Consider the following 22170-nt stretch of genomic DNA (forward strand, 5'->3'; position numbering starts at 1 on the left):
TCGAACACGGGGGCCACCGCCGCGGATCGGGGGTCTCTGCAGCCCTCAGGACTCTCTCGCGATCCTTGCAACTGAATGTAGGCTACCCTTAGTCCAGTGTCAAACATCCGCCGGCGCCGCGGCGGGAACTACTACACGCCGCCGTACGTTGCACAGTCGTGAACGGTCACGGGAGCATTCCCGAGGCGGTGTGACCGACCCGAAGCCGAGAAGACAGGAAGCCGACGTAAGATGAAGAAGATGAACGGATTGGGTGACCTCGAGCGTGCGGTCATGGACACGTTGTGGGCTTCGGCGACGCCGCAGACGGTGCGCCAGGTCCATGCCGAGCTGGCCAAGAGCCGGACTCTCGCTTACACGACGGTGATGACGGTCCTCCAGCGTCTCACCAAGAAGGGCCTGGTCACCCAGATCCGCGACGACCGCGCGCACCAGTACACCGCGACCTCGCCGCGAGAGGATCTGGTCGCCAAGCTGATGGTCGACGCGCTGAGCTCGGCCGACGCGCCCGGATCTCGCCACGCGGCACTCGTCTCCTTCGTCGGACGTGTCGGCGCCGATGAGGCGGCAGCACTCCGCGAGGCACTCGACGAGTTGGAAGCCACGCGCCCCAGCCATCGTTGACTACCCTGATCTGAGACCACCGACCAAGCGAGGAGGGCCATGACGGCGCTGCTGTTCGGCATCCTCACGATCGCCCTGGTCGGACCGATCCCCTCCGCTCTCTCACGTGCCACCTGGCCGCTGTATGCGCCGCGTGCGGCCATGACGCTCTGGCAGTCCATCGCGCTGGCCGCCGTCCTGTCGGCCTTCAGCACCGGACTCGCCATCGCTGCCAACCTGCTGTCGCCCGGCCCGGACGGCGCACCGACGAGCAATCCGTTCGAAGAGATCCACCGCCTGGGCTGGTTCCTCTGGACCGTGTACGTCGCAGTGTTCGCGGTGACCCTGCTGATCGGCGCGCGACTCATGTACACGGTGCTTCGAGTCGGAATCCGCACACGCGCCCGCCGGAACGCCCACCGCCAGTTGATCGACCTCGTCGACAACGTCGACCGCCGTCTCGAAGCGGGACGCGACATCCGGATCCTCGACGTCCCGGCGCCGCTCGCCTACTGCCTCCCGGGTCTTCGACGCCGCGTGGTGCTCAGCGAGGGCGTGCTGGCCCGGCTCGACGACCGCGAGCTCGCCGCGGTCATCGAACACGAACGCGCCCACCTACGCGCCCGGCACGACCTCGTCCTCGAGGCCTTCATCGCACTCCACGAAGCGTTCCCCCGGTTCGTCCGGTCCAAGTCCGCGCTGGGGTCCGTCGAACTGCTGGCCGAGGCCCTCGCCGACGATCAGGCCGCACGCGCCACCACACCGACCACACTCGGTCGCGCGCTCGTCGCCTGCGCCGACGCCACCGCCCCGCGCGGAGCCATGGCCGTCGGCGGACCGACCACCCTGGTCCGCGTCCGTCGCCTCGCCTACCTGCATTCGGCCCGGACCATCTCCGTCACCGCATACACGCTGGCCGCGGCGATCCTCATCATCCCGACGATGGCCGTCGCCATCCCCTGGCTCACTGAGCTCAGCCGCCTGATCTCCCACAGTTGAACCGACTCGAGACCGACGTGAAAGGCTCCCCGTGCGCTTCCTGGACGGCCACGCACCCCACTACGACCTGACATACGACGACGTCTTCATCGTCCCCAACCGCTCGGCCGTCACCTCCCGGTTCGACGTCGACATGGCCACCTCGGACGGGACCGGAACCACGATTCCACTGGTGGTGGCGAACATGACCGCCATCGCGGGCAAGCGCATGGCGGAGACCGTGGCACGCCGCGGCGGGCTGGTGGTGCTGCCGCAGGACGTCCCGTTGGACGTCGCCGCGCAGACCATCGGCTATGTGAAGGCACGGCACCTGGTGGCGGAGACCCCGGTGACGCTGTCGGCGAACGACGTGATGGCGCACGCACAGGCGCTGATCCCGAAGCGCTCGCACGGCTACGCGGTGGTCCTGGACGGCGACGAGCCGATCGGCCTCGTCGCTCGCACCGCGCCGGGCCACGAGGTCGACCTGTTCACCGACCTGGCCTCCGCCGCCGAGCCGATGCCGGTGGTGCTGCCCGCGGACACCGATCCGCGGGTGGTGTTCGACGCGCTGGTCGACGCGAACGCCGACCTCGCCGTCCTCACCCATGAATCGGGCGCACTCGCCGGCGTGCTGGGACGGCTCGGCGCACTGCGCGCGGGAATCTACCGGCCCAACGTCGATGCGAGCGGGCGCCTGCGGGTCGCCGCCGCCGTCGGCATCAACGGAGACGTGCTCGGCAAGGCCCGCGGTCTCGTGAACGCCGGCGCGGATCTGCTCGTCGTCGACACCGCCCACGGACACCAGGAGAAGATGCTCACCGCGCTGGCCGCGATCGCGGACGCCGACCTCGGCGTCCCGCTGGCCGCAGGCAACGTGGTGTCCGCACGCGGAACGCTCGACCTGATCGACGCGGGTGCGAACATCGTCAAGGTCGGCGTCGGTCCGGGTGCCATGTGCACCACCCGCATGATGACCGGTGTCGGTCGCCCCCAGTTCTCGGCTGTCGCCGAATGCGCCGCCGTCGCTCGCGAGCACGGTGCCGCCGTCTGGGCCGACGGTGGAATCCGCCATCCCCGCGACGTCGCCCTGGCCGTCGCCGCGGGGGCCTCGAACGCGATGGTCGGCTCCTGGTTCGCCGGGACCTACGAATCGCCCGGAGACCTGCGCACCGACGCGTCCGGCGAGTACAAGGTCAGTTTCGGCATGGCGTCGAAGCGCGCGGTCGCCGCCCGGTCCTCGGCCGACGCCGCCTACGACCGTGCGCGCAAGGCGCTGTTCGAGGAGGGCATCTCGTCCTCGCGCATCCGCATCGACCCCGAACGTCCCGGCGTCGAAGACCTGATCGATCACATCTGTTCCGGAGTCCGGAGCACCGCTACGTACACCGGCGCGTCGACCCTGCAGGAACTGCACGACGAGGTGGTTCTGGGCGTTCAGTCCGCCGCCGGATTCGCCGAGGGCCGCCCGCTGCCGGGCGGGTGGTGATCCGCCCCGGTGAACATTCTCATCATCATCGCGAGCCTGGCCGGGTTCATCGCGCTCACGCTGGGTACCGCGCTGTTCGTCGCAGGCGAGTTCTCGCTCACCGCGCTCGAACGCTCGACCATCGCGGGCGACGTCGCACGTCGCGGCGACCGTCGCGCACGGGCCGTCGACCGTGCGCACCGCTCACTGTCGTTCCAGTTGTCCGGTGCCCAGCTCGGCATCACCATCACCACGCTGATCACCGGTTATCTCGCCGAGCCGGTGTTGGACACGCTCATCGGGCCGGTCCTCGAAGCGATGCGGATCCCCGAGGGTGTTGCGGGCGGGATCTCGCTCGCGCTGGCGCTCATCATCGCGACCTCGCTGTCGATGGTGCTCGGCGAGCTGATCCCGAAGAATCTCGCGATCACCAAGCCGCTCGCGGTCGCCCGCGCCACCGCGGGCCCGCTGGCAGTGTTCTCGTCGTTCTTCCGGCTTGCGATCAACGGGCTCAACGGTGCGGCGAACGCGCTCGTCCGCCGGCTCGGCATCGAGCCGACCGAGGAACTGGGGTCCGCTCGCTCCGCCGCCGAGCTGGCGGCGCTCGTCCGCAACTCGGCCCTGCGTGGCGCGCTCGACCCGGACACCGCGGTGCTCGTCGACCGCTCCCTGCGATTCGGCGAGCTGACCGCCGAGGACCTGATGACCCCGCGCGTCCGGATCGAGTCACTGGAACCCTCCGACTCGGTACGCGATCTCATCGCCGCCGCGTCGCGCACCGGCCACTCGCGCTTCCTGATCGCCGAGGGTGGGGACCTCGATAATCTCGTCGGCGTCGTTCACATCAAGCAAGCCTTCACTCTGCCCCCGCAGAGTCTGGCCACGACCTCCCTGCGATCGCTGGCACGGCCGATCACGCGCGTGCCCGACAGCCTGGACAGCGACTCGCTGATGGACCGGATCTCGTCGAACGGTCTCGAGGTGTGCGTGGTCATCGACGAATACGGCGGCACCGCCGGTCTCGTCACGTCCGAGGACATCGTCGAGGAGATCCTCGGCGACGTCACCGACGAACACGACGTCGAGGAGTCCGACGTGACCCCGGTCGGCAACGGCTTCCGCTGCTCCGGATTGCTGCGGCTCGACGAACTGCAGAGCGGCATCGGCTATCGCGCACCCGAGGGCGGCTACGAGACGCTCGGCGGCCTGGTGATGTTCTGCCTCGGCCGCATTCCGCGGACCGGAGACGTCGTCGATCTCCCTCAGCGCGAGGCCGGCGGCGAATCAACGTTCGACGATCCCGAACCGCGTTGGCGTGCGACGGTCGTCCAGATGGACCAGCGCCGCGTCGACAAGGTCTGGATGACGGTGATCGACGGCACCGCGAAGACCGATGGAGACGAGGCCGATCGTGGGTGACTGGTGGGGAATCCTGCTGACGGTCGTACTGCTGGCGGCGAACGCATTCTTCGTCGCCGGCGAGTTCTCACTGATCGCCGCGCGTCGCGACCGGCTGATGGCGCTCGAGGAGAGCGGTAAGAAGCGCGCCAGGACGGTCATCGAGGCCTCCGAGCACCTCTCGCTCATGCTGGCGGGCTCACAGCTCGGCATCACGATCTGTTCGATCCTCCTCGGCCGCGTCGCCGAACCGGCCATCGCGCACCTGATCAGCGCGCCGCTCGAGTTCCTGCACGTGCCGAGCGAGTTGCTGCACCCGATCGCGTTCGCCGTCGGCCTCGCGATCGTGGTCGTGCTGCACATCCTGATGGGCGAGATGGTCCCGAAGAACATCGCCCTCGCCGGCCCCGAGACCGTCGCGATGCTGGTGGTTCCGGTGCATCTGGTCTTCATGCGGATCGCTCGCCCACTGATCTGGTTCTACAACGCACTCGCCAACATCTCCTTGCGGGCGATGGGCGTGGAGCCGAAGGACGAACTGGCCTCGACGGTCAACGAAGCCGAGCTCGCCGACATGATCGGCGAGTCGCGCGAGCTCGGTCTGCTCGACGCGGACGAGCACGAGCGGCTCACCCGCGCGCTGACGACCGTCGAGCGGACCGTCGCCGAGCTGATGATCCCGTTGACGACGGTCCGCAGCGTGCGTGTCCAGCTCGACGCCGCGACCGGGGGCCTCGGACCCCGCCTCGGCTCGGTGGAGCGAGCGGTTCGCGAGACCGGCTACTCCCGATTCCCGGTACGCGGGCTCGACGGCTCGCTCATCGGCTATCTGCACATCAAGGACGTCCTCGACGACATCCTCGACGAATCCGTCGGCCCGGAGTCCCTCATCGGCGTCGACCAGATCCGTCCCCTGCCGAAGGTCGACGCCACCACCCCGCTCGACGAGGCCGCCGTGGTCCTGCGCCGAAGCAGCGCGCATCTCGGCGCTGTCGTCGACGGTGCGGGCGCGATCGTCGGGGTGATCGCACTGGCCGACCTCGCCGAGGCCTTCGTCGGCGACCTGCGGGACTCGACGCACCGGATCTGAATGTCCGCCGACCTCGTCCTTCCGCACGCCGAGTGGATGCCGCGCGCCCGGGCCCACCGGGACCGGATCGAGTCGCTGATCGAACCGTATTCGACCGCTCGGCGACAGGGCCGCAAACATCCGGTGATCGACTTCCTCTTCACCTACTACTCCGCGCGGCCGGGACAGGTCACGCGGTGGCATCCCGGCTACGGCGCCGGGCTCGCGCAGGGGCAGCGGTACGACGGCCTGCGTGGGTACCACGTCGACCGCGACGGCACCGCACGCGTCACGCGGGATCATCTGTCGTCACGTCGTTCACTGTTGACCGCGACCGTCGCGATGGCCCGGGCGACGGCCGGCCGCGCACCCCGCTTCGGCTGCTTCGGGCTGCACGAGTGGGCGATGGTCTACCGGACCGACGAGACCCGGCACGAGGTGCCGCTGCGACTGGGATCGGCGGGCACCGACGCCGTGGTGCGCGCTCACCCCATCCGATGCACGCACTTCGACGCCTTCCGCTTCTTCACCGATGATGCGGTGCCGCTCAACGCGACCCCGCTGACCCGCGCCGCGGCCATCGACAACGAGCAGCCGGGATGCCTGCACGCCAACATGGACCTGTATCGATACGCCCTGCGGCTGACCCCGCTGGTCCCGGGAGAACTGCTCGCGGACTGTTTCGAGTTGGCGCTCCACGCCCGCGAACTCGACATGCGAGCCAGCCCGTACGACCTCGCCGAGTACGGATACCGGCCCGTTCCCATCGAGACCCCGGACGGGCGCGCACAGTACGTGCGCGAGCAGGCCGCACTCGCCCGCCGCGGCGCGGAACTGCGTGAGGCCCTGGTCACAACCTGCGACGAGCTGCTCACAGCAGCGGACCTCGAATAAATACTCGCTGGTAACCCCTTGTAACATGGATGATTGTGGGCAGACCGCGCCCCGGAACATCTCGGCACGCGGTCGACGTTCCCGCAACACGCACTTCGCAAAGGAAAGGTTGCCATGACCGAACGCGTCAACGTCAACGGATTGCAGGTCGACGAGGTCCTGTACGACTTCGTCAACAACGAGGCCCTTCCCGGTACGGGCGTAGACGCCGAGAAGTTCTGGGCAGGCGCGGCGGCCGTGATCAACGACCTCGCTCCGCGCAACCGCGAGCTGCTCGCGGTCCGGCAGGAGCTGCAGGACAAGATCGACGCCTGGCACCGCGACCACGACACCGTCGACTTCGCCGAGTACAAAGCCTTCCTGAGCGAGATCGGCTACCTCGTGCCGGTCCCCGAAGACTTCGAGATCACCACCGAGAACGTCGACGACGAGATCGCGAACATCCCGGGCCCGCAGCTGGTGGTACCGATCCTCAACGCCCGCTTCGCGCTCAACGCATCGAACGCCCGCTGGGGTTCGCTGTACGACGCGCTCTACGGCACCGATGCGATCCCGGAGACCGACGGCGCCGAGAAGGGCCGCTCCTACAACAAGGTCCGCGGTGACAAGGTGATCGCCTTCGCCAAGGCCTTCCTCGACAAGGCCGTGCCGCTCGAGCAGTGCAGCCACGCCGACGTGACCTCGTACACCGTGGTCGACGGCGACGTCGTCGCCGTGTTCGGCGACGGTCAGACCACCGCCCTGGCCGATCCGACCGCGTTCGCCGGCTACACCGGCGACGCCGCCGCGCCGACCGGGATCCTGCTGCGCCACAACGGCCTGCACCTGGAGATCCAGATCGACGCCGCGTCGCCGATCGGCTCCACCGACGCCGCGGGCGTCAAGGACGTCGCCGTGGAGTCCGCGGTCACCACGATCATGGACTTCGAGGACTCGGTCGCCGCGGTCGACGCCGAGGACAAGGTCCTCGGCTACCACAACTGGCTCGGCCTGAACAAGGGCGATCTCGCCGAAGAGGTCAGCAAGGGCGGCAAGACCTTCACCCGACGACTGAACGAGAACCGCACGTACACCTCCCCCGACGGCTCCGGCCAGGTGGAGCTGCACGGACGGTCGCTGCTGTTCGTTCGCAACGTGGGGCACCTGATGACCAACCCCGCCATCCTCGATGCCGACGGCAACGAGGTTCCGGAGGGCATCATGGACGCGCTGGTCACCTCGGCGATCGGCATCCACGGCATGAGCTCGGAGGGCCTGCAGAACTCGCGGACCGGGTCCATCTACATCGTGAAGCCGAAGATGCACGGCCCCGACGAGGTCGCCTTCACCAGCGAGCTGTTCGGTCGCGTCGAGGAGGTCCTCGGCCTGCCGAAGAACACGCTGAAGGTCGGCATCATGGACGAGGAGCGCCGCACGTCGGTGAACCTCAAGGCGTCCATCAAGGCCGCTTCAGAGCGTGTCGTCTTCATCAACACCGGATTCCTCGACCGCACCGGCGATGAGATCCACACCTCGATGGAGGCCGGACCGTTCGTCCGCAAGGCCGAGATCAAGGCGCAGACATGGTTCAACGCCTACGAGGACTCGAACGTCGACACCGGCCTGCACGCGGGCCTGCAGCACAAGGCGCAGATCGGCAAGGGCATGTGGGCCATGCCGGATCTGATGGCCGACATGCTCAAGCAGAAGATCGGTCATCCGATGGCAGGCGCGAACACCGCGTGGGTGCCGTCGCCGACCGCCGCGACCCTGCATGCTCTGCATTACCACGAGGTCGACGTCTTCGAGCGTCAGGACGACATCGCCAAGCGCGACCCGGCGTCGGTCGACGACATCTTGACCATCCCGCTCTCCCCGACCCCGAACTGGAGCGACGAGGAGAAGCGCGAGGAACTGGACAACAACTGCCAGTCGATCCTCGGCTATGTCGTCCGCTGGATCGATCAGGGAGTCGGCTGCTCCAAGGTGCCCGACATCCACGACGTGGCACTGATGGAGGATCGCGCCACGCTGCGCATCTCGAGCCAGCACATGGCCAACTGGCTGCGCCACGGCGTCGTGACCGAGGCCGACGTCGTCGCCGCACTCGAGCGCATGGCTCCGGTCGTCGATCGTCAGAACGAAGGCGATGCGGACTACCGTCCGCTGGCTCCGAACTTCGACGGCAACATCGCGTTCCAGGCCGCCAAGGATCTGATCCTCAAGGGCACGTCGCAGCCGAGCGGTTACACCGAACCGCTGCTGCACGCCGCGCGCCGCGAGTACAAGGCCGCCAACGCCTGATATACACGAGAAGGTGTAGACCACCGAGCCCGGACCGGAATCTCGGTCCGGGCTCGGTGCGTCTTCCCGGTGAACGTGTATCGACCTGGCATGTGAACGGAAATCGCCTGAGGAAGGGACGACCAGTGGCGAAGCACAATTCGGGTGAACGCAGTCGGCACTACGTCAGTCGCCCGTTGGTGGCGTTCGCGCTCGCGCTGATTCTGGTCGCCGGGATCGTCACCGCGTGGCGTCAATTGGGCGATCAGATCGACGACGAGCAGCCGGTGGCCGCGAGCGAATGCCTCGACGGCCCGGCCAAGGTGTCCGTGCTCGCCGATCCCGCCATCGCCCCCGGACTGCAGAAGATCGCCGAGAGTTTCGACGCCACCAAGCCCATCGTCCGCGATCACTGCATCACCGTGGAGGTCCGGCCAGCCGACGCTCGCGCGACTCTCGAGGGCCTGACCGCGAAGGACTGGGACGCGCAGACCTACGGCGAGTTCCCCGCGGCGTGGATTCCCGAGTCGTCGATCTGGTCGGCGGCCCTGCAGACCGCCAAGCCCGATGCGCTGCAAGGGCAGCCGGAGTCGCTCGTGTCGTCGCCGATCCGTCTCGCCATGGAGCCCGAGATCGCGAAGGCGGGCGCCGATCAGATCGCCTGGGCCGAACTCCCGGACCAGACCAAGGCACGGTCGCTCGCACAGTACGGCAGGGCGTCGTGGGGCTCGATGCGAATCGCCATGCCGACCGGTCCGCAGTCCGACGCGACCGCGCTCGGCGCCCAGGCCGTCGCGGCTGCGACCGTGCCGACGCAGCAGTCGCTCACCCTCGCCCAGGCGCAGTCGCCACCGGTCGTCGGCGCTCTCGATCAGCTGATGTCGGCGCCGCCGAAGGTCGGCGACGGCTCCATCGACGCCGCGGTCAGGTCCATCGCGGACACCACCGATCCGGCGGACGCGCCGGTTCGCGCCGTCTCCGTCACCGAACAGCATCTGTACGTTCTCACGAAGGACGATCAGACGGCCCGCGTCGCGGCGGTCGCCCCCAAGGGCCCGACTCCGGTCGCCGACTACCCGGTCGTCAAGCTGGCCGGACCACTCGTTCCGGCGCACGTGAGCGACGCGATCTCGCAGTTCATCACCTTTGCGCGCAAGCCTCCGCAGATGGAGATCCTGACCAGGGCCGGATTCCGCGGTTCGGGCCCGCTGCCCGCACCGACAGCGACGATCGGCTTCGGCGAGGTCACCGACCAGATGCCGCTCCCCGAACCGGCCGCCTCGGTAGCCGTCAGCAAGATCGTCTACCCGGCCGCGGCGCTGTAGGCACGGGCGGCCCCTTCAGGCCGGTCGAGTAAGCCGAGGAGCGCAGCGACGAGGCGCATCGAGACCGCCGCATCGAGCCCCTCAGCGCTTCCGGTTCCACAGCTGGTGAGTGAGGCCGCTGCCGGTCGTCACCGATTCCACGTCGAATCGGTCCTGCAAGTCCGCGCAGCCGTCCCAGATCGACACGCCGGCACCGACGACCACCGGCACGGTCACCAGATGCATGAAGTCGACCAGGTCCGCTTGCAGGAACTCTCGGATCGACGTGGGTCCGCCGCCGAGCCGAACATCGCCGTCGGCGAGTCCTCGCGCGAACTCCAGCGCCTCCGCCGCATGCGCGTCGACGAAGTGGAACACGGTACCGTTCTCGAACTCGATCGGCGCACGCTCGTGGTGCGTCAGTACGACCACCGGCGTCCGGAACGGCGGCTCATCGCCCCACCATCCGCGCCAGTCGTCGTCGCCCCATGGGCCGGTCTGCGGGCCGAACTTGCGCCGTCCCATGATCTCGACGCCGATCCCCTGGTTCCAGGCGCTGGTCAGCATGTGGTCGGCGCGGATCGCTTCGCCGCCGATGCCGTGCACGCCCCAGATGACGCGGCCGTCGAAGTGATCGAACAGGCGGGACGCCTCACCGATCGGCTTGTCGTAGGTGACGGTTCCGCCGGCGCTGAACCCGTCAAGCGAGATGTTGAGGTTGTGAACACGGACCTTGGACATCGCGGCCTTCCTGTCGGTGCCGCCAACGTTAGTCGACCCGGGTGCGCTGCACGAGGAGTGCTTGTGCCGTTGATCGTGACCATCTGGTGGTCACGATCAACGGCACAGGCACCTGGCGAAGGTTCTCGATCAGCCGGGGACCGACCCGGGGCCTACTCGGCGAAGGCCTCGATCGGCGGGCAGCTGCACACCAGGTTGCGGTCGCCGAAAGCGCCGTCGATCCGGCGGACGGCAGGCCACACCTTGGCACGAGCGCCCGACGACGGCAGGCCGTTCGGGTAGACCGCGGTCAGCCGGTCGTAACCGTGCGACCACTCGCCCACCAGGCACTCCGCGGTGTGCGGGGCTCCGGCGAGCGGGTTGTCGTCGACCGCCCAGGTACCGTCGGACACCTTGTCGATCTCGCCGCGGATCGCGATCATCGCGTCGATGAAGGCATCGAGCTCGGCGAGGTTCTCGCTCTCGGTGGGCTCCACCATCAACGTGCCCGCGACCGGGAAGCTCATCGTCGGCGCGTGGAAGCCGTAGTCGGCCAAGCGCTTCGCGACGTCGTCGACGGAGACGCCGCTGTCCTTCGACAGTTCGCGCAGGTCGAGGATGCACTCGTGCGCCACCCAGCCGCCGTCACCGGTGTAGAGCACCGGGTAGTAGTCTCCGAGCCTGCGCGCGATGTAGTTGGCGGAGGCGATCGCGGTCAGCGTCGCGGTCCGCAGGCCTTCCGCGCCCATCATCGCGATGTACGCGTAGGTGATGGGCAGGATCGACGCCGAACCGTACGGCGCGGCCGAGATGGTCACGCCGGTCTGCGGCAGTTCCGACGCCAGCGGGTTGCTGGGCAGGAACGGTGCGAGGTGCTCGCGCACGGCGACCGGGCCGACACCCGGACCACCGCCGCCGTGCGGAATGCAGAACGTCTTGTGCAGGTTCAGATGCGAGACGTCGCCGCCGAACTGCCCCGGACGTGCCAGACCGACCAGCGCATTGAGGTTGGCGCCGTCGACGTACACCTGTCCGCCCGCCTGGTGGACGGCGTCGCAGATCTCGGTGACCTCGTGCTCGAACACACCGTGCGTCGACGGGTAGGTGATCATGATGCCCGCGAGCTCATCGCGGTGCTTGTCGATCTTCGCGCGCAGATCGTCGATGTCGACGTCGCCGGTGTCTCGGCTCGCGACCACGACCACGCGCAGGCCCGCCATCACAGCGGACGCCGCGTTGGTGCCGTGCGCGCTCGACGGGATCAGGCAGACGTCGCGCGCGTCGTCGCCTCGCGAGAGGTGGTAGCGGCGGATCGCGAGCAGCCCGGCGTACTCGCCCTGCGAGCCGGCGTTCGGCTGCAGGCTGACGCGGTCGTAGCCGGTGACCGCCACCAGCCAACTCTCCAGCCGGCCGATCAGATCGCGAATGCCTTCGCTGTCACCGAGCGGGGCGAACGGGTGCAGCCCGCCGATCTCGGGCCAGGTGATGGGCTCCATCTCGGTGGTCGCGTTGAGCTTCATGGTGCACGAGCCGAGTGGGATCATGCTGCGGTCGAGCGCGATGTCCTTGTCGGACAGCATCCGCAGGTATCGCAGCATCGCGGTCTCGGTGCGGTGCAGGTGGAATGCCGGATGAGTCAGATAGTCGCTGGTGCGGTTCGCGATCGCGACGCTGAACGTCGACGGAGCGGCCTCGGCCGCGCCGAACGCATCGAGGACGTCGAGGACGTCCTGCGCGGTCGTCTTCTCGTCGCACGCGACACCGACGCGATCGGCGTCGACGAGCCGCAGGTTGATGTTGTGACGTTCCTTGGCCGCCGCGACGATCGCCGCAGCCTTGCCCGCGGCCCGCACGGTGAGGGTGTCGAAGAAGGCTGCGTGCTCGACGTCGAAGCCCGCGCCGGCGAGCCGGTCGGCCAGGCCGGCGGCGTGGCCGTGCACCCGCTCGGCGATGGCCTTGAGTCCGGCCGGACCGTGGTACGACGCGTACATCGCGGCGATGATCGCCAGCAGCACCTGTGCGGTGCAGATGTTGCTGGTGGCCTTCTCACGCCGGATGTGCTGCTCGCGGGTCTGGAGTGCCAGGCGGTAGGCGACGTTGTCGTCGGCGTCCTTCGACACACCGACCAGTCGGCCCGGCAACTGCCGGGTCCGCTTGGTGTGCACGGCGAGGTAGCCGGCGTGCGGACCGCCGAAGCCCATCGGCACGCCGAACCGCTGAGTGGTGCCGAAGCAGGCGTCGGCGCCCTGCTCTCCCGGCGGGGTGATGAGGGTGGCGGCCAGCAGATCCACGCCGGCGGCGATCAGGGCGCCGCGCTCGTGCGCCGCCTCGATGATCGGACCGAGATCGGTGATGCGGCCGGACGCGCCCGGCGTCTGAACGATGATGCCGAAGAAGTCGCCGTCCGGCAGTCCGGCGTCGGCCACCGCGGAGTCGAGTGCGGCTTCCACGACCTCGATGCCCAGCGGCAGGGCACGCGTCTCGATGACGGCACGCGTCTGGGGGAACAGATCAGCGTCGACGACCAGACGGTTGGACTTGGACTTGCCCGCGCGACGCAGCAGGGTCATGGCCTCGGCGGCGGCGGTCGCCTCGTCGAGCATGGAGGCGTTCGCAACCTCCATGCCGGTCAGATCGCACACCATCGTCTGGAAGTTGAGCAGCGCTTCGAGCCGGCCCTGGCTGATCTCGGGCTGGTACGGCGTGTACGCGGTGTACCAGGCGGGGTTCTCGAGGACGTTGCGCTTGATGACGCCCGGAGTATGGGTGTCGTAGTAGCCGAGCCCGATCATCGACCGTGCGACCACGTTGCGGTCGGCCAGGGCGCGCATCGCGGCGGTCGCCTCCGCTTCACTGAGCGGGGCGGGCAGTGCGTCCAGGCCCGGCGCGTAGCCGTCCGCCCCGAGTCCGTCGGCGATCGACGCGGGAACCACCTTGGCGGCGATCTCGTCGAGCGAGGCGACGCCGAGGACGTTGAGGATGGTGGTCAGCTCGTCGGCGTCGGGGCCGAGGTGACGCTGGGAGAACTCAGAAGCAGGGGTCGACACGAGGCACCTTGATCTTCTCGATCCGGACGGTTCCGGACTGGTCCCTCCCCCTCTGTCATGCTGCGCGAACGCAGCGCCTGAGAGATTCGGCGGCGGCGAACCGCTGCCTTTCACCGTGGGCGGACGAGAGTGGACCCTCGCCTCTTTCCAGAGACGTCGTCAGCAGCCACGGTCCCGGGTGCCTGAGAGTTTGACGGAGAGGTGTTGCTCCTTCGGCGGCCGTCCGGTCTCCCGGACAACGCTCTCCCGCAGCGTAGCGACGCACCGACAGGCTACCAAGACATCGGTGGAAAGCGGGCGTTCGACGCCCGCCGCGGATGCAGGTCACACCGGCGCGGCGCCTGCTCGCTATCCGGTGGCGCGCGTCCGGTTCTTGCGACGGGCGGCCAACTCGTCCTCTGGCGACGACTCGCTGACGCCCTCGTCGGCACGCTCTCCCGGGAAGTCGGCGATCGTTCCGGTCAGCTCACGCATGGCTCCCGACACCGCGATCCCGAACACGCCCTGACCGCCCTGGAGAAGGTCGACCACCTCTTCTGCGGACGTGCACTCGTACACGGTGGTGCCGTCGGAGAACAGGGTGATCCGGGCGAGATCCTCCACACCTCGGCGACGCAGGTGGTCGACGGCCACCCGGATGTTCTGCAGCGAGATCCCCGTGTCCAGCAGCCGCTTGACGATCTTCAAGACCAGGATGTCCTTGAACGAATACAGCCGTTGACTCCCGGAGCCGGCCGCGCCGCGGATCGACGGGACCACCAGCGACGTGCGCGCCCAGTAGTCGAGTTGCCGGTACGTGATGCCTGCGATCTGGCAGGCACTCGGGACGCGGTACCCGACGAGCTCGTCCGGAACGGTGTCGTTGGGGAACAATCCGGGCGCGATATCGTCCAGGCCGCCCTGAACCGGCATGGCACTGACCGACGTCGCATCGGTCGACGCATCGTCGCCGGGCTGCAGGTCTGACGGGTGATCGCCCACGGTAGCTCCCTTACACAAGACTCGGGCCGGTGGATCTCTCGTAATGAGAGTACTCCCGACCGCTGACAAAGTGTTTGTCGCCGCTTGTCGCGATGACGTTGGGATAAAACTATGGACTCCGCAGCACGCAATCAATGCGACTCGCGGTAAACCTCAACCTAAAGTTCAGGTGTAGACAAATGGTGACGGCGGTGAGACGCGATCGTTACCGTTCGGACCGGCGGGTCGCCCACCCGACCTCGTCAGGAATCCGACTCCGGACCGAGGAAGTCCTCGGGCGAGACCTGATCGAGGAACTCGCGGAATGCCTCGACCTCGTCCTCGCTGGCGCCGTCGGCGTCCGCCGATGCGCCGCCCTCCTCCTCCGGCATGAGCATCCCGGCATCGTCGAGGACGTCGTCTGCGGCGATGATCGGCGCGTCGCACCGCATCGCGATCGCGATCGCATCGGACGGACGCGCCTCCACAACCACGTCACCGTCGAAGACCATCTCCGCATAGAAGGTGCCCTCTTGCATGTCGACGATGCGGACCTGCCGGAGCGACCGCCCGAACGCCTCGCACAGATTCACCACGAGGTCGTGCGTGAGCGGTCGCGGCGGTTCGACGCCCCGCTGCTGGAGGGCGATGGACGCCGCCTCACTCTGTCCGATCCAGATCGGGAGGTAACGTGCCCCGCTCACTTCACGGAGCAGGAGAACGGGCTGATTCTGCGGCGGCTCAACCCGGATACCCACGACGCGCATCTCACCCATAGGTCTCGCCTCCTGAGAATCGACTAGAAGTACAGGTTACGCGGATACCGGTCAGTCAAGGGCGCCGCGGACGGCGGCCTTGACCAACTGGGTATGCAGCGTCACCGACAGGGCCGCCATCTCGCGGACGAGCTCCTCGGCGCGATCGCGCGCTCCGGTGCCCTTGCCCTTCGCGATGGGGCCGGCGATCTGCGCGACCAGTCCGGCCTCGCGATCGGCACTGATCTTGAACGCCCGCAGGTGGCGCGACTCGAGGCCGAAATTGGCCAGCGCGGCGGCGGCTTCGACCAGGCGAACGGCGTCTTCGTCGAAGAATCCGCCCGGCCCGGCCGACAGCAATCCGTTGCGCACCAGCTCCGAGATGAATGCCGAGTCGACACCGGTCCGCTCCATGAGGGACTCGCGGTCGACGCGGCCGCCGCGCGAACTGAAGTCGGTGGCCGGAGCCACCGCACTGCGCGCGGACGAGAGCAGACGCGGGCCGGAACCACCGGCTCCGGACTCCGCGTCGATCTCATCGAGCTGCTCGCGAATCACCTTCAGCGGCAGATAGCGATCCCGCTGCGCCGTCAGCACGAAACGCAGACGCTCACAGTCCGCATCGCTGAACCGGCGATAGCCGGACGGCGCGCGCTCCGGAGTCACCAGTCCCTCGGTTTCGAGGAACCGGATCTTCGAGATCGTGACGTCGGGGAACTCTTCTCGCAGCACCGCCAGCACAGCACCGATGGACATAGTGCGGTCGCTGGCGGCGGTGTCACGCGCAGCAGACGAGGTCACGACAGCGTGGCACCCGACTCACCGGCACGCGGGCCGGAGAGGAAGACGAGACGGAACTTGCCGATCTGGACCTCGTCACCGCTGGTGAGGGTCGCCGTGTCGACCGGCTCCCGATTCACGTAAGTGCCGTTCAGGCTGCCGACATCGACCACCTGGAAGTCGTCGCCGTTGCGGCGGAACTCCGCGTGCCGACGGCTGACGGTGACATCGTCGAGGAAGATGTCACTGTCGGGATGACGACCGGCCGACGTGGTCGGCTGGTCGAGCAGGAATCGCGACCCCGCGTTCGGTCCGCGCTTCACCACCAGCAGCGCCGTTCCCGGCGACAGCCGCTCGACACCGGTATCGGCCGGCTCGTTCGACGTCGCTGGGGCGTCTACTTCCTTGATGAAGTCCTCGCGGAAGACCGAAGTCGTCTCCACGGGCGCTTCAAAGCCGTTGTCGTTACCGCTCACCACATCTCCTTCATCGTCAACGCACCCCGCCGTGACTCGAGACTCCGCAGTCCCCGGTCGGGGCCTGCAGCATGTCAGCCGAGGTACCTGCGCGAACTCCAATTGTCCGGTGGTACCGCACCTTTGGGCTCACTCGCTGTTACACACGCATCGGACCATCTCTCCGTTGAGATGTGCGTCTGCGAGGCAGGAACCTCTTATGTGAACCTACCGTCTTTGTCCAAGCGCCGCCCGGGGTCGGGGACGTTTGGCGTACTGGAAATCATATCGACACGGTCCGCGACGCGGACACGAGTCACCTCCGGAGAGGCCGGCCGTCAGCTGCCGGTCAGCTGCTGATAACCGCGCGGTAGCCTTCCGCGTCCAACAGGGACGCGAGAACGCCGTCGATGTCGGCATCGTCCGCGAGCGTGATCTCGACGAGCCAGCCGTCACCGTACGGAGCCGAGTTCACCAGCTCCGGGGCGCCGTCGAGCTCGTCGTTGACCGCCGCCACCGTTCCGTCGAGCGGACCGAAGATGTCAGAGACGCTCTTGGTCGACTCGACCTCGGCGAAGGACTCTCCGGTCTCCACATCCGAGTCGACGTCCGGCAGCTGAACGAAGACGACGTCGCCGAGCGCGTCCTGTGCGAAGTCGGTGATTCCCACGCGGACGGTCTTGTCGCCGACCTTGCGGATCCACTCGTGCTCGGCGGTGTAACGCAGCTCGTCGGGGATCTGGGTGTCGCTCACGATACGGCCTTTCTCAGGGCTGTCGAAGACTCGGACTGACTCTCGCCCACCGCTACGCTGCGGCCGCGAGACGCTCCATGACTTTATCGTGGAGTGCCCGCAGATCCCGCATCAACCCGGTCGGACGCGCACGCGTGATCAGGCTGTGACCGAAGCGCGCGGCATCCGCCGGACCACCGCGACGGTCTGAATCCAGTACAGGACCAGCGACCACAGGTAGAGCCCGACGCCCCACAGCAGGAACGCCCACCCGATCGGATAGCAGATCGTGCCGATGACGCCGTCGATCTGTCCGGCCAGCAGCCACGGGAACGAACTCATCAGCGCGAAGGTCGCCGCCTTGCCGACGTACAGCGTCGGCAGGGCCGTGATGCCGCGCGACTTCAGCAACGGAGCGGTCGCGAACAGCAGCAGGTCCCGCCCGATGATCAATCCGATCAGCCACCACGGCACGAACTCGCGGATGCCGAAGCAGATCGGAATGACGATCACGTACAGGCGGTCGGCCGCCGGGTCGAGCAGCGCACCCAACTTCGACGACTGCCCCAGCCAGCGGGCGAGCTTGCCGTCGAGCCAGTCGGTGAGTCCCGACACGAACAGGACGACGAACGCCCAGCCCGCCGACTCCTCCACCAGCAGCAGCCAGATGAAGACCGGGATCAGCAGCAGCCGGAGGACGCTCAGCGCGTTCGGCACCGTCCAGACGGCGTCGCTGCGCTCGGGCTGCGGAGTCCCGGGCTGCGACTCTGGTTGCGGCGTCACCGGAAGATGCCGACGATGCCCGCGATCGCCTGCGCGCCGGCCGAGGCGAAGTGATTCTCGTGGACCAGGTAAGTCCAGGTCATCGTCGACCGATGCAGACCCTCCAGCCCGAGGTCGACGCCGTCGGCGGTGATCCGGGCGTCGACGAAGGTCTTGCGCGCCGCCTCCATCGCCTCGTCCTGCAGCTTCGCGAACTCCGCGAAGATCAGCTTGTGGAACTCCTCCAAGGGGCTCTGTGCGCCCAGCGCACGCAGGTGGATGCTCGCCTGCACGTCGGCGATGTACGCGAGATGGTCGGCCCACACCCGGTCGAGGTGATACAGCATGATCTGGCGCGCGGCGTCGACCAGCACCGACTCGTCGACCTCGTCGGCCAGTTCGGCGTAGCGCTCCGGCTCGGCCTCCTTGAGGTCGGTCAACGCCCGGTCGGTGGTCAGCACCGTCATCCGGCGGCGGACGATCGAGCTGCGCTGCTCGTTGACCTGCTTGTTGAAGTTCCAGGTGTTGCTGTGCAGCTGCAGCATCGCGCCCTCGGCGATCTTCTGCGCGTTCTCCACGCTCTCGGCGCCCTTGGCACCCACCGACCCGTCCGGCGAGATCGCCTGCTGCTCGCGCTGGTGCGTCAGGTTCTTCGTGACGAGCGGATCCTCCAGGCTCGAGAAGAACACCGACCGGCCCGGGTCGCCCTGACGTCCGGCGCGACCGCGCAGCTGATTGTCGAGCCGCTCGGTGTCGTACCGACCGGTGCCGACCACGCACAGGCCGCCGAGTTCGATCACCTCGTCGCGGGCCGCGTCATCGCCGCTCGAGCCGCCGAGACGGATGTCGGTGCCGCGTCCGGCCATCTGGGTCGACACGGTGACGGCCGACTTCCGTCCGGCCTCGGCGATGATCGCGGCCTCCTCCGCATCGTTCTTCGCGTTGAGCACCACCGACGGCACACCCGCCCGCTCGAGGAAGTACGCGAGCTCCTCCGACTGCGCGACGTCGTGCGTGCCGATCAGGATCGGCTGGCCGGTCTCGTGGATCTCCGAGACGAATTCGACGACCGCCTCCACCTTGTGCGCCTTGTTGTCGTACACCCGATCCGGCTCGTCCTCGCGGATGTTCGGCGCGTTCGGCGGAATCTGCGAGACCTGAAGGTCGTAGAACTGGCGGAACTGCTCACCGGCGGCGATCGCGGTTCCGGTCATGCCCGCGACCCGCGGGTATCGGCCGATCAGCGCCTGGACGGTGATGGTGTCGATCACCTCGCCGGCCTCGGTCGGATTCAGCCCCTCCTTGTACTCGACGGCCGCCTGCACACCGTCGGGCCACCGCTGCAGTCGTGCGACACGGCCTCGGGAGGCGTTGATCAGGTGGATGCCGCCGTCACGGACGATGTAGTCGACGTCGCGTTCGAGCAGGTAGTACGCATACAGCGCCACGTTCACGTGAACGAGAGTGCTCGACACGTGCTCTTCGTCGTACAGGTTGATTCCACCGAGCGTGCGCTCGACGAACTGCGCGCCCTCCTCGGTGAGCGAGACGTTTTTCCCGTCCTGGTCGAGTTCGTAGTGCTTCGACTTCAGGTGCGAGACCACCTCGTGGATCGCGCTGTTCGGGATCTCGGCATCGGTCGATCCGGCGAGGATCAGCGGGACCAGCGCCTCGTCGACGAGAACCGAATCCGCCTCGTCGACGATCACCACGTCGGGCTCGGGCGCGACCAGGTCCTCCTCGTGGAGCGCCAGGTGGTCGCGCAGGACGTCGAAGCCGATCTCGTTGACCGACGCGTACGTCACGTCGGCGTCGTAGGCCTTCTGCCGCTCCTCGCGCGACGAGTGCTCGTTGATCGAGGCCACCGAGATGCCGAAGAGGTCGTAGAGCGGCTTCATCCACTTCGCATCGCGGTCGGCCAGGTAGTCGTTGACCGAGACCACGTGGATCTGGTGGCCGTCGAGTGCATAGCCGATCGCGGCGATCGCACCGGCGAGCGTCTTGCCCTCGCCGGTCGCCATCTCCACAACGTCGCCCTCGAGCATCCGGAGCGCGCCCTGCAGCTGAACGTCGAACGGCTTCATGTCGAGCTTCCGGTCGCCGCCGGCGCGAACCAGGGCCAAGAACTTCGCACGGTCCTCGACCACGGACATGTCGAGGTCGGCGGCGATGCCCGCGAACTCGCTGTCCGAGAGCTCGGCAGCCCACTCGTCGTGCTTCGCCGACTGCTCGATCATCGTCAGCGACTGCGACTGGTTTCGAGACGTCTGCGCACCAAGCATGCGCCACATCGCGTTGGTGAGTCTTCCCACGTGCTTCCTGTTCCCTAGAACTCGGCCGACTGCGTTGACCTCGGCTCGCCCCTGCGAGCCGGGTCGATCGTGATCTACCGTACGCGGCGCTGCGCTACCGTGACGCACATGAGCATCGGACGCCGCATGCGTGCCCGGGTCGCTGGATCCGCGGCCGTCGTCATCGCCGTCGTCGGTGCGGTCACCGGATGTACAGACGACGACTCGACCGTTCCGTCCGATCCGGCCGCCCTCGTCGGCAACACGTATCTCTCGAGCCAGGTGAACGGGCCGCAGATCCCCGGTGGCGGACCGCTGGTGCTCGCCTTCACGAAGGGCCAGCTGAGCGCGAACGCCGGGTGCAACGGTCACGGCGGCAGCGTCGCGTTCGACGGCGACACGATGACCACCGGAAATCTCGTCGGGACCATGATGGCCTGCCCGCCGCCGCGAGACGGCGCGGACCGGTGGGTGTCGAACCTCCTCGGCTCGCCGCTCACGTGGCATCTGGACGACCAGACGCTCACCCTGTCGCGGGGCGATCAGCAGGTGACGCTCGTCGAGCGGCAGAACCGACCCGTCGTCGGCACCCGGTGGCAGGTCACCGCTCTGGTCGCCGACGATGCCGTGTCGACGTCCGCCGCTCTGCGCAAGAGCGAGCCGTACTTCGAGATCGCCGACGACGGCAGGCTGAGCGGCAGCACCGGCTGCAATCGGATGACCGGAACGGCGCAGGTCGACGGCGACCGGATCACCTTCTCCCCGATCGCCACCACTCGAATCGCATGCGACCCGGAGACCACTGAGGTCGAACGGACTGTGCTAGCCGCCCTCGACGGCGCGGCGACCGTCGAGGTCGACGGCGACGACATGTCGTTGACGAACGTCGCACACGGCGACGTCGGCCTACGATTGAAGGCGGCCGACGGCTCGTAGCCGTCGACCGCCCTCCGGTTCGGATAGGCCGATCAGGCGGCGACGCCGATCATCTCGCGCAGTTCCGCGAGCAGTTCCGCGCCCGCCGGCCACGGGCCGTAGCCGGACGCGGGGTTCAGGTGTCCGACCTCGCCGAGGTTCACCAGGCGACTCCCCCACGCCTGCGCGAGCTCGGTGGTCTTGTCCAGGCCCGCGAGGGGGTCGTCGGTGCTCGCGGCGACGATCGTCGGCATCGGCAGCTCCGACATCGGCAGCGGCCCCCAACCGGCGGCGTCGAGCTCCTCACGAGTCGGGTGGCCGGCGCCGAGCGGCTTGTCGAGATCGGGCGGCGTGGCCAGCAGCGCGCCGGCCACCGACAGCTCGGTCCGTGACGCCCAGTAGACGGTGGTCGGGACCCCGGCGCTGTGGGCCACGAGGATCACCGGACCGTCGACGCCTGCCACGGCGGCCTCGAGGGCGGCGACGCGGGTGTCGAGGTCGATGGTGTCGATGGGCGGGATGATCACGGACTTCTCGAGGGTGGCCGCCAGGAGCGTCTGCCAGTGTTCTTCGACGTGTCCGCGCAGGCCGGGCACGATCACGTAGGTGGGTTCTGCGACCATACTTTCTGCGGTCATTACAACTGACTCCGATCTCTTCTCGGGCTGTCGACGAAACGCGGGCGGGAGGTGGTGAGTCCTCCCGCCCGCGGATCTGTCGGTCTGAGTTCCGGTTCAGGCGTGGTGGGTGAAGCCGACCTGTCCGGGCTGGCGGTT

General features: G+C 68.0%; 19 protein-coding genes and 2 riboswitches. Of the genes, 9 read left to right on the forward strand and 10 right to left on the reverse strand.

Going from position 1 to position 22170, the window contains the following annotated elements:
* Window positions 1-231: 231 nt before the first annotated feature.
* From SCNU_RS18215 to SCNU_RS18250, 8 genes are all read left to right on the forward strand, one after another.
* Window positions 232-624 (forward strand): BlaI/MecI/CopY family transcriptional regulator, encoded by a 393-nt coding sequence (locus SCNU_RS18215; RefSeq protein WP_009680892.1) that lies wholly within the window; start codon window positions 232-234, stop codon window positions 622-624.
* 39 nt (window positions 625-663) lie between these two features.
* Window positions 664-1602, forward strand: a complete 939-nt coding sequence (locus SCNU_RS18220) for a M56 family metallopeptidase (RefSeq protein WP_009680893.1) — start codon at window positions 664-666, stop codon at window positions 1600-1602.
* A 31-nt stretch (window positions 1603-1633) separates the two neighbouring features.
* Window positions 1634-3070, forward strand: a complete 1437-nt coding sequence (guaB1, locus tag SCNU_RS18225; RefSeq protein ID WP_009680894.1) for a GMP reductase — start codon at window positions 1634-1636, stop codon at window positions 3068-3070.
* Between the two features lie 9 nt (window positions 3071-3079).
* A complete protein-coding gene (locus SCNU_RS18230) occupies window positions 3080-4468 on the forward strand; it encodes a hemolysin family protein (protein WP_009680895.1) in 1389 nt (462 codons plus the stop codon).
* Window positions 4443-5537 carry a hemolysin family protein gene (locus tag SCNU_RS18235; RefSeq protein ID WP_420795031.1) on the forward strand — a complete coding sequence of 365 codons (1095 nt, stop codon included), beginning with the start codon at window positions 4443-4445 and terminating at the stop codon, window positions 5535-5537. The genes SCNU_RS18230 and SCNU_RS18235 overlap by 26 nt, the downstream gene beginning before the upstream one ends.
* On the forward strand, window positions 5538-6410 hold the full coding sequence (locus SCNU_RS18240; RefSeq protein ID WP_009680897.1) for a hypothetical protein: 873 nt from the start codon (window positions 5538-5540) through the stop codon (window positions 6408-6410).
* 114 nt (window positions 6411-6524) lie between these two features.
* Window positions 6525-8693 (forward strand): malate synthase G, encoded by a 2169-nt coding sequence (locus SCNU_RS18245; RefSeq protein WP_009680898.1) that lies wholly within the window; start codon window positions 6525-6527, stop codon window positions 8691-8693.
* A gap of 125 nt (window positions 8694-8818) precedes the next feature.
* Entirely contained in the window at window positions 8819-9997 is a 1179-nt protein-coding gene (locus SCNU_RS18250; RefSeq protein WP_009680899.1) for a substrate-binding domain-containing protein, read from the forward strand.
* An 81-nt stretch (window positions 9998-10078) separates the two neighbouring features.
* Here SCNU_RS18250 and SCNU_RS18255 read toward each other — a convergent pair whose 3' ends face one another.
* The 9 genes from SCNU_RS18255 to secA2 all read right to left on the reverse strand — a co-directional run bounded on the left by SCNU_RS18255 (window position 10079) and on the right by secA2 (window position 20500).
* Window positions 10079-10717, reverse strand: coding sequence for a dihydrofolate reductase family protein (locus SCNU_RS18255; RefSeq protein ID WP_009680900.1), 639 nt, complete (start codon window positions 10715-10717; stop codon window positions 10079-10081).
* Window positions 10718-10869: 152 nt separating this feature from the next.
* Complete coding sequence (gcvP, locus tag SCNU_RS18260; protein WP_009680901.1) at window positions 10870-13743, reverse strand: aminomethyl-transferring glycine dehydrogenase; 2874 nt, start codon at window positions 13741-13743, stop codon at window positions 10870-10872.
* 42 nt (window positions 13744-13785) lie between these two features.
* Window positions 13786-13902, reverse strand: a riboswitch (glycine riboswitch).
* Window positions 13903-14002, reverse strand: a riboswitch (glycine riboswitch).
* Between the two features lie 89 nt (window positions 14003-14091).
* Window positions 14092-14724 (reverse strand): MerR family transcriptional regulator, encoded by a 633-nt coding sequence (locus SCNU_RS18265; protein WP_009680902.1) that lies wholly within the window; start codon window positions 14722-14724, stop codon window positions 14092-14094.
* Window positions 14725-14966: 242 nt separating this feature from the next.
* A complete protein-coding gene (locus tag SCNU_RS18270) occupies window positions 14967-15479 on the reverse strand; it encodes a bifunctional nuclease family protein (protein ID WP_009680903.1) in 513 nt (170 codons plus the stop codon).
* A gap of 51 nt (window positions 15480-15530) precedes the next feature.
* The gene (ftsR, locus tag SCNU_RS18275; protein WP_009680904.1) at window positions 15531-16214 is read right to left on the reverse strand and encodes a transcriptional regulator FtsR; all 684 of its coding nucleotides are present in this window, start codon (window positions 16212-16214) and stop codon (window positions 15531-15533) included.
* Between the two features lie 41 nt (window positions 16215-16255).
* Window positions 16256-16717 carry a glycogen accumulation regulator GarA gene (gene garA / locus SCNU_RS18280; RefSeq protein ID WP_337998798.1) on the reverse strand — a complete coding sequence of 154 codons (462 nt, stop codon included), beginning with the start codon at window positions 16715-16717 and terminating at the stop codon, window positions 16256-16258.
* A gap of 325 nt (window positions 16718-17042) precedes the next feature.
* A complete protein-coding gene (gcvH, locus tag SCNU_RS18285; protein WP_009680906.1) occupies window positions 17043-17447 on the reverse strand; it encodes a glycine cleavage system protein GcvH in 405 nt (134 codons plus the stop codon).
* A 138-nt stretch (window positions 17448-17585) separates the two neighbouring features.
* Window positions 17586-18209 carry a CDP-alcohol phosphatidyltransferase family protein gene (locus SCNU_RS18290; protein WP_009680907.1) on the reverse strand — a complete coding sequence of 208 codons (624 nt, stop codon included), beginning with the start codon at window positions 18207-18209 and terminating at the stop codon, window positions 17586-17588.
* Window positions 18206-20500: an accessory Sec system translocase SecA2 gene (gene secA2, locus SCNU_RS18295; protein ID WP_009680908.1), complete on the reverse strand. Its 2295-nt coding sequence runs from the start codon at window positions 20498-20500 to the stop codon at window positions 18206-18208. Before secA2 ends, SCNU_RS18290 begins: the two co-directional genes overlap by 4 nt.
* 108 nt (window positions 20501-20608) lie before the next feature.
* Here secA2 and SCNU_RS18300 point away from each other — a divergent pair, with 108 nt between their 5' ends.
* Window positions 20609-21415: an META domain-containing protein gene (locus SCNU_RS18300; RefSeq protein ID WP_009680909.1), complete on the forward strand. Its 807-nt coding sequence runs from the start codon at window positions 20609-20611 to the stop codon at window positions 21413-21415.
* Window positions 21416-21447: 32 nt separating this feature from the next.
* On the opposite strand, the gene SCNU_RS18305 is transcribed toward SCNU_RS18300, so the two are convergent.
* Entirely contained in the window at window positions 21448-22032 is a 585-nt protein-coding gene (locus SCNU_RS18305; RefSeq protein ID WP_040518857.1) for an RBBP9/YdeN family alpha/beta hydrolase, read from the reverse strand.
* Between the last annotated feature and the right edge of the window lie 138 nt (window positions 22033-22170).

Origin of the sequence: Gordonia neofelifaecis NRRL B-59395, assembly GCF_000192435.1 — a bacterium.
In the GTDB taxonomy this organism is placed as follows: Bacteria; Actinomycetota; Actinomycetes; order Mycobacteriales; family Mycobacteriaceae; genus Gordonia; species Gordonia neofelifaecis.

Bases quoted from the DNA above. Each gene is read 5' to 3' on its own strand.
- SCNU_RS18255 (WP_009680900.1), bottom strand. From the start codon at position 10,717: ATGTCCAAGGTCCGTGTTCACAACCTCAACATCTCGCTTGACGGGTTC.
- SCNU_RS18220 (WP_009680893.1), top strand. From the start codon at position 664: ATGACGGCGCTGCTGTTCGGCATCCTCACGATCGCCCTGGTCGGACCG.
- SCNU_RS18215 (WP_009680892.1), top strand. From the start codon at position 232: ATGAAGAAGATGAACGGATTGGGTGACCTCGAGCGTGCGGTCATGGAC.
- SCNU_RS18245 (WP_009680898.1), top strand. From the start codon at position 6,525: ATGACCGAACGCGTCAACGTCAACGGATTGCAGGTCGACGAGGTCCTG.
- SCNU_RS18300 (WP_009680909.1), top strand. From the start codon at position 20,609: ATGAGCATCGGACGCCGCATGCGTGCCCGGGTCGCTGGATCCGCGGCC.
- ftsR (WP_009680904.1), bottom strand. From the start codon at position 16,214: ATGTCCATCGGTGCTGTGCTGGCGGTGCTGCGAGAAGAGTTCCCCGAC.
- SCNU_RS18235 (WP_420795031.1), top strand. From the start codon at position 4,443: ATGGAGACGAGGCCGATCGTGGGTGACTGGTGGGGAATCCTGCTGACG.
- SCNU_RS18305 (WP_040518857.1), bottom strand. From the start codon at position 22,032: ATGACCGCAGAAAGTATGGTCGCAGAACCCACCTACGTGATCGTGCCC.
- SCNU_RS18240 (WP_009680897.1), top strand. From the start codon at position 5,538: ATGTCCGCCGACCTCGTCCTTCCGCACGCCGAGTGGATGCCGCGCGCC.
- SCNU_RS18270 (WP_009680903.1), bottom strand. From the start codon at position 15,479: ATGGGTGAGATGCGCGTCGTGGGTATCCGGGTTGAGCCGCCGCAGAAT.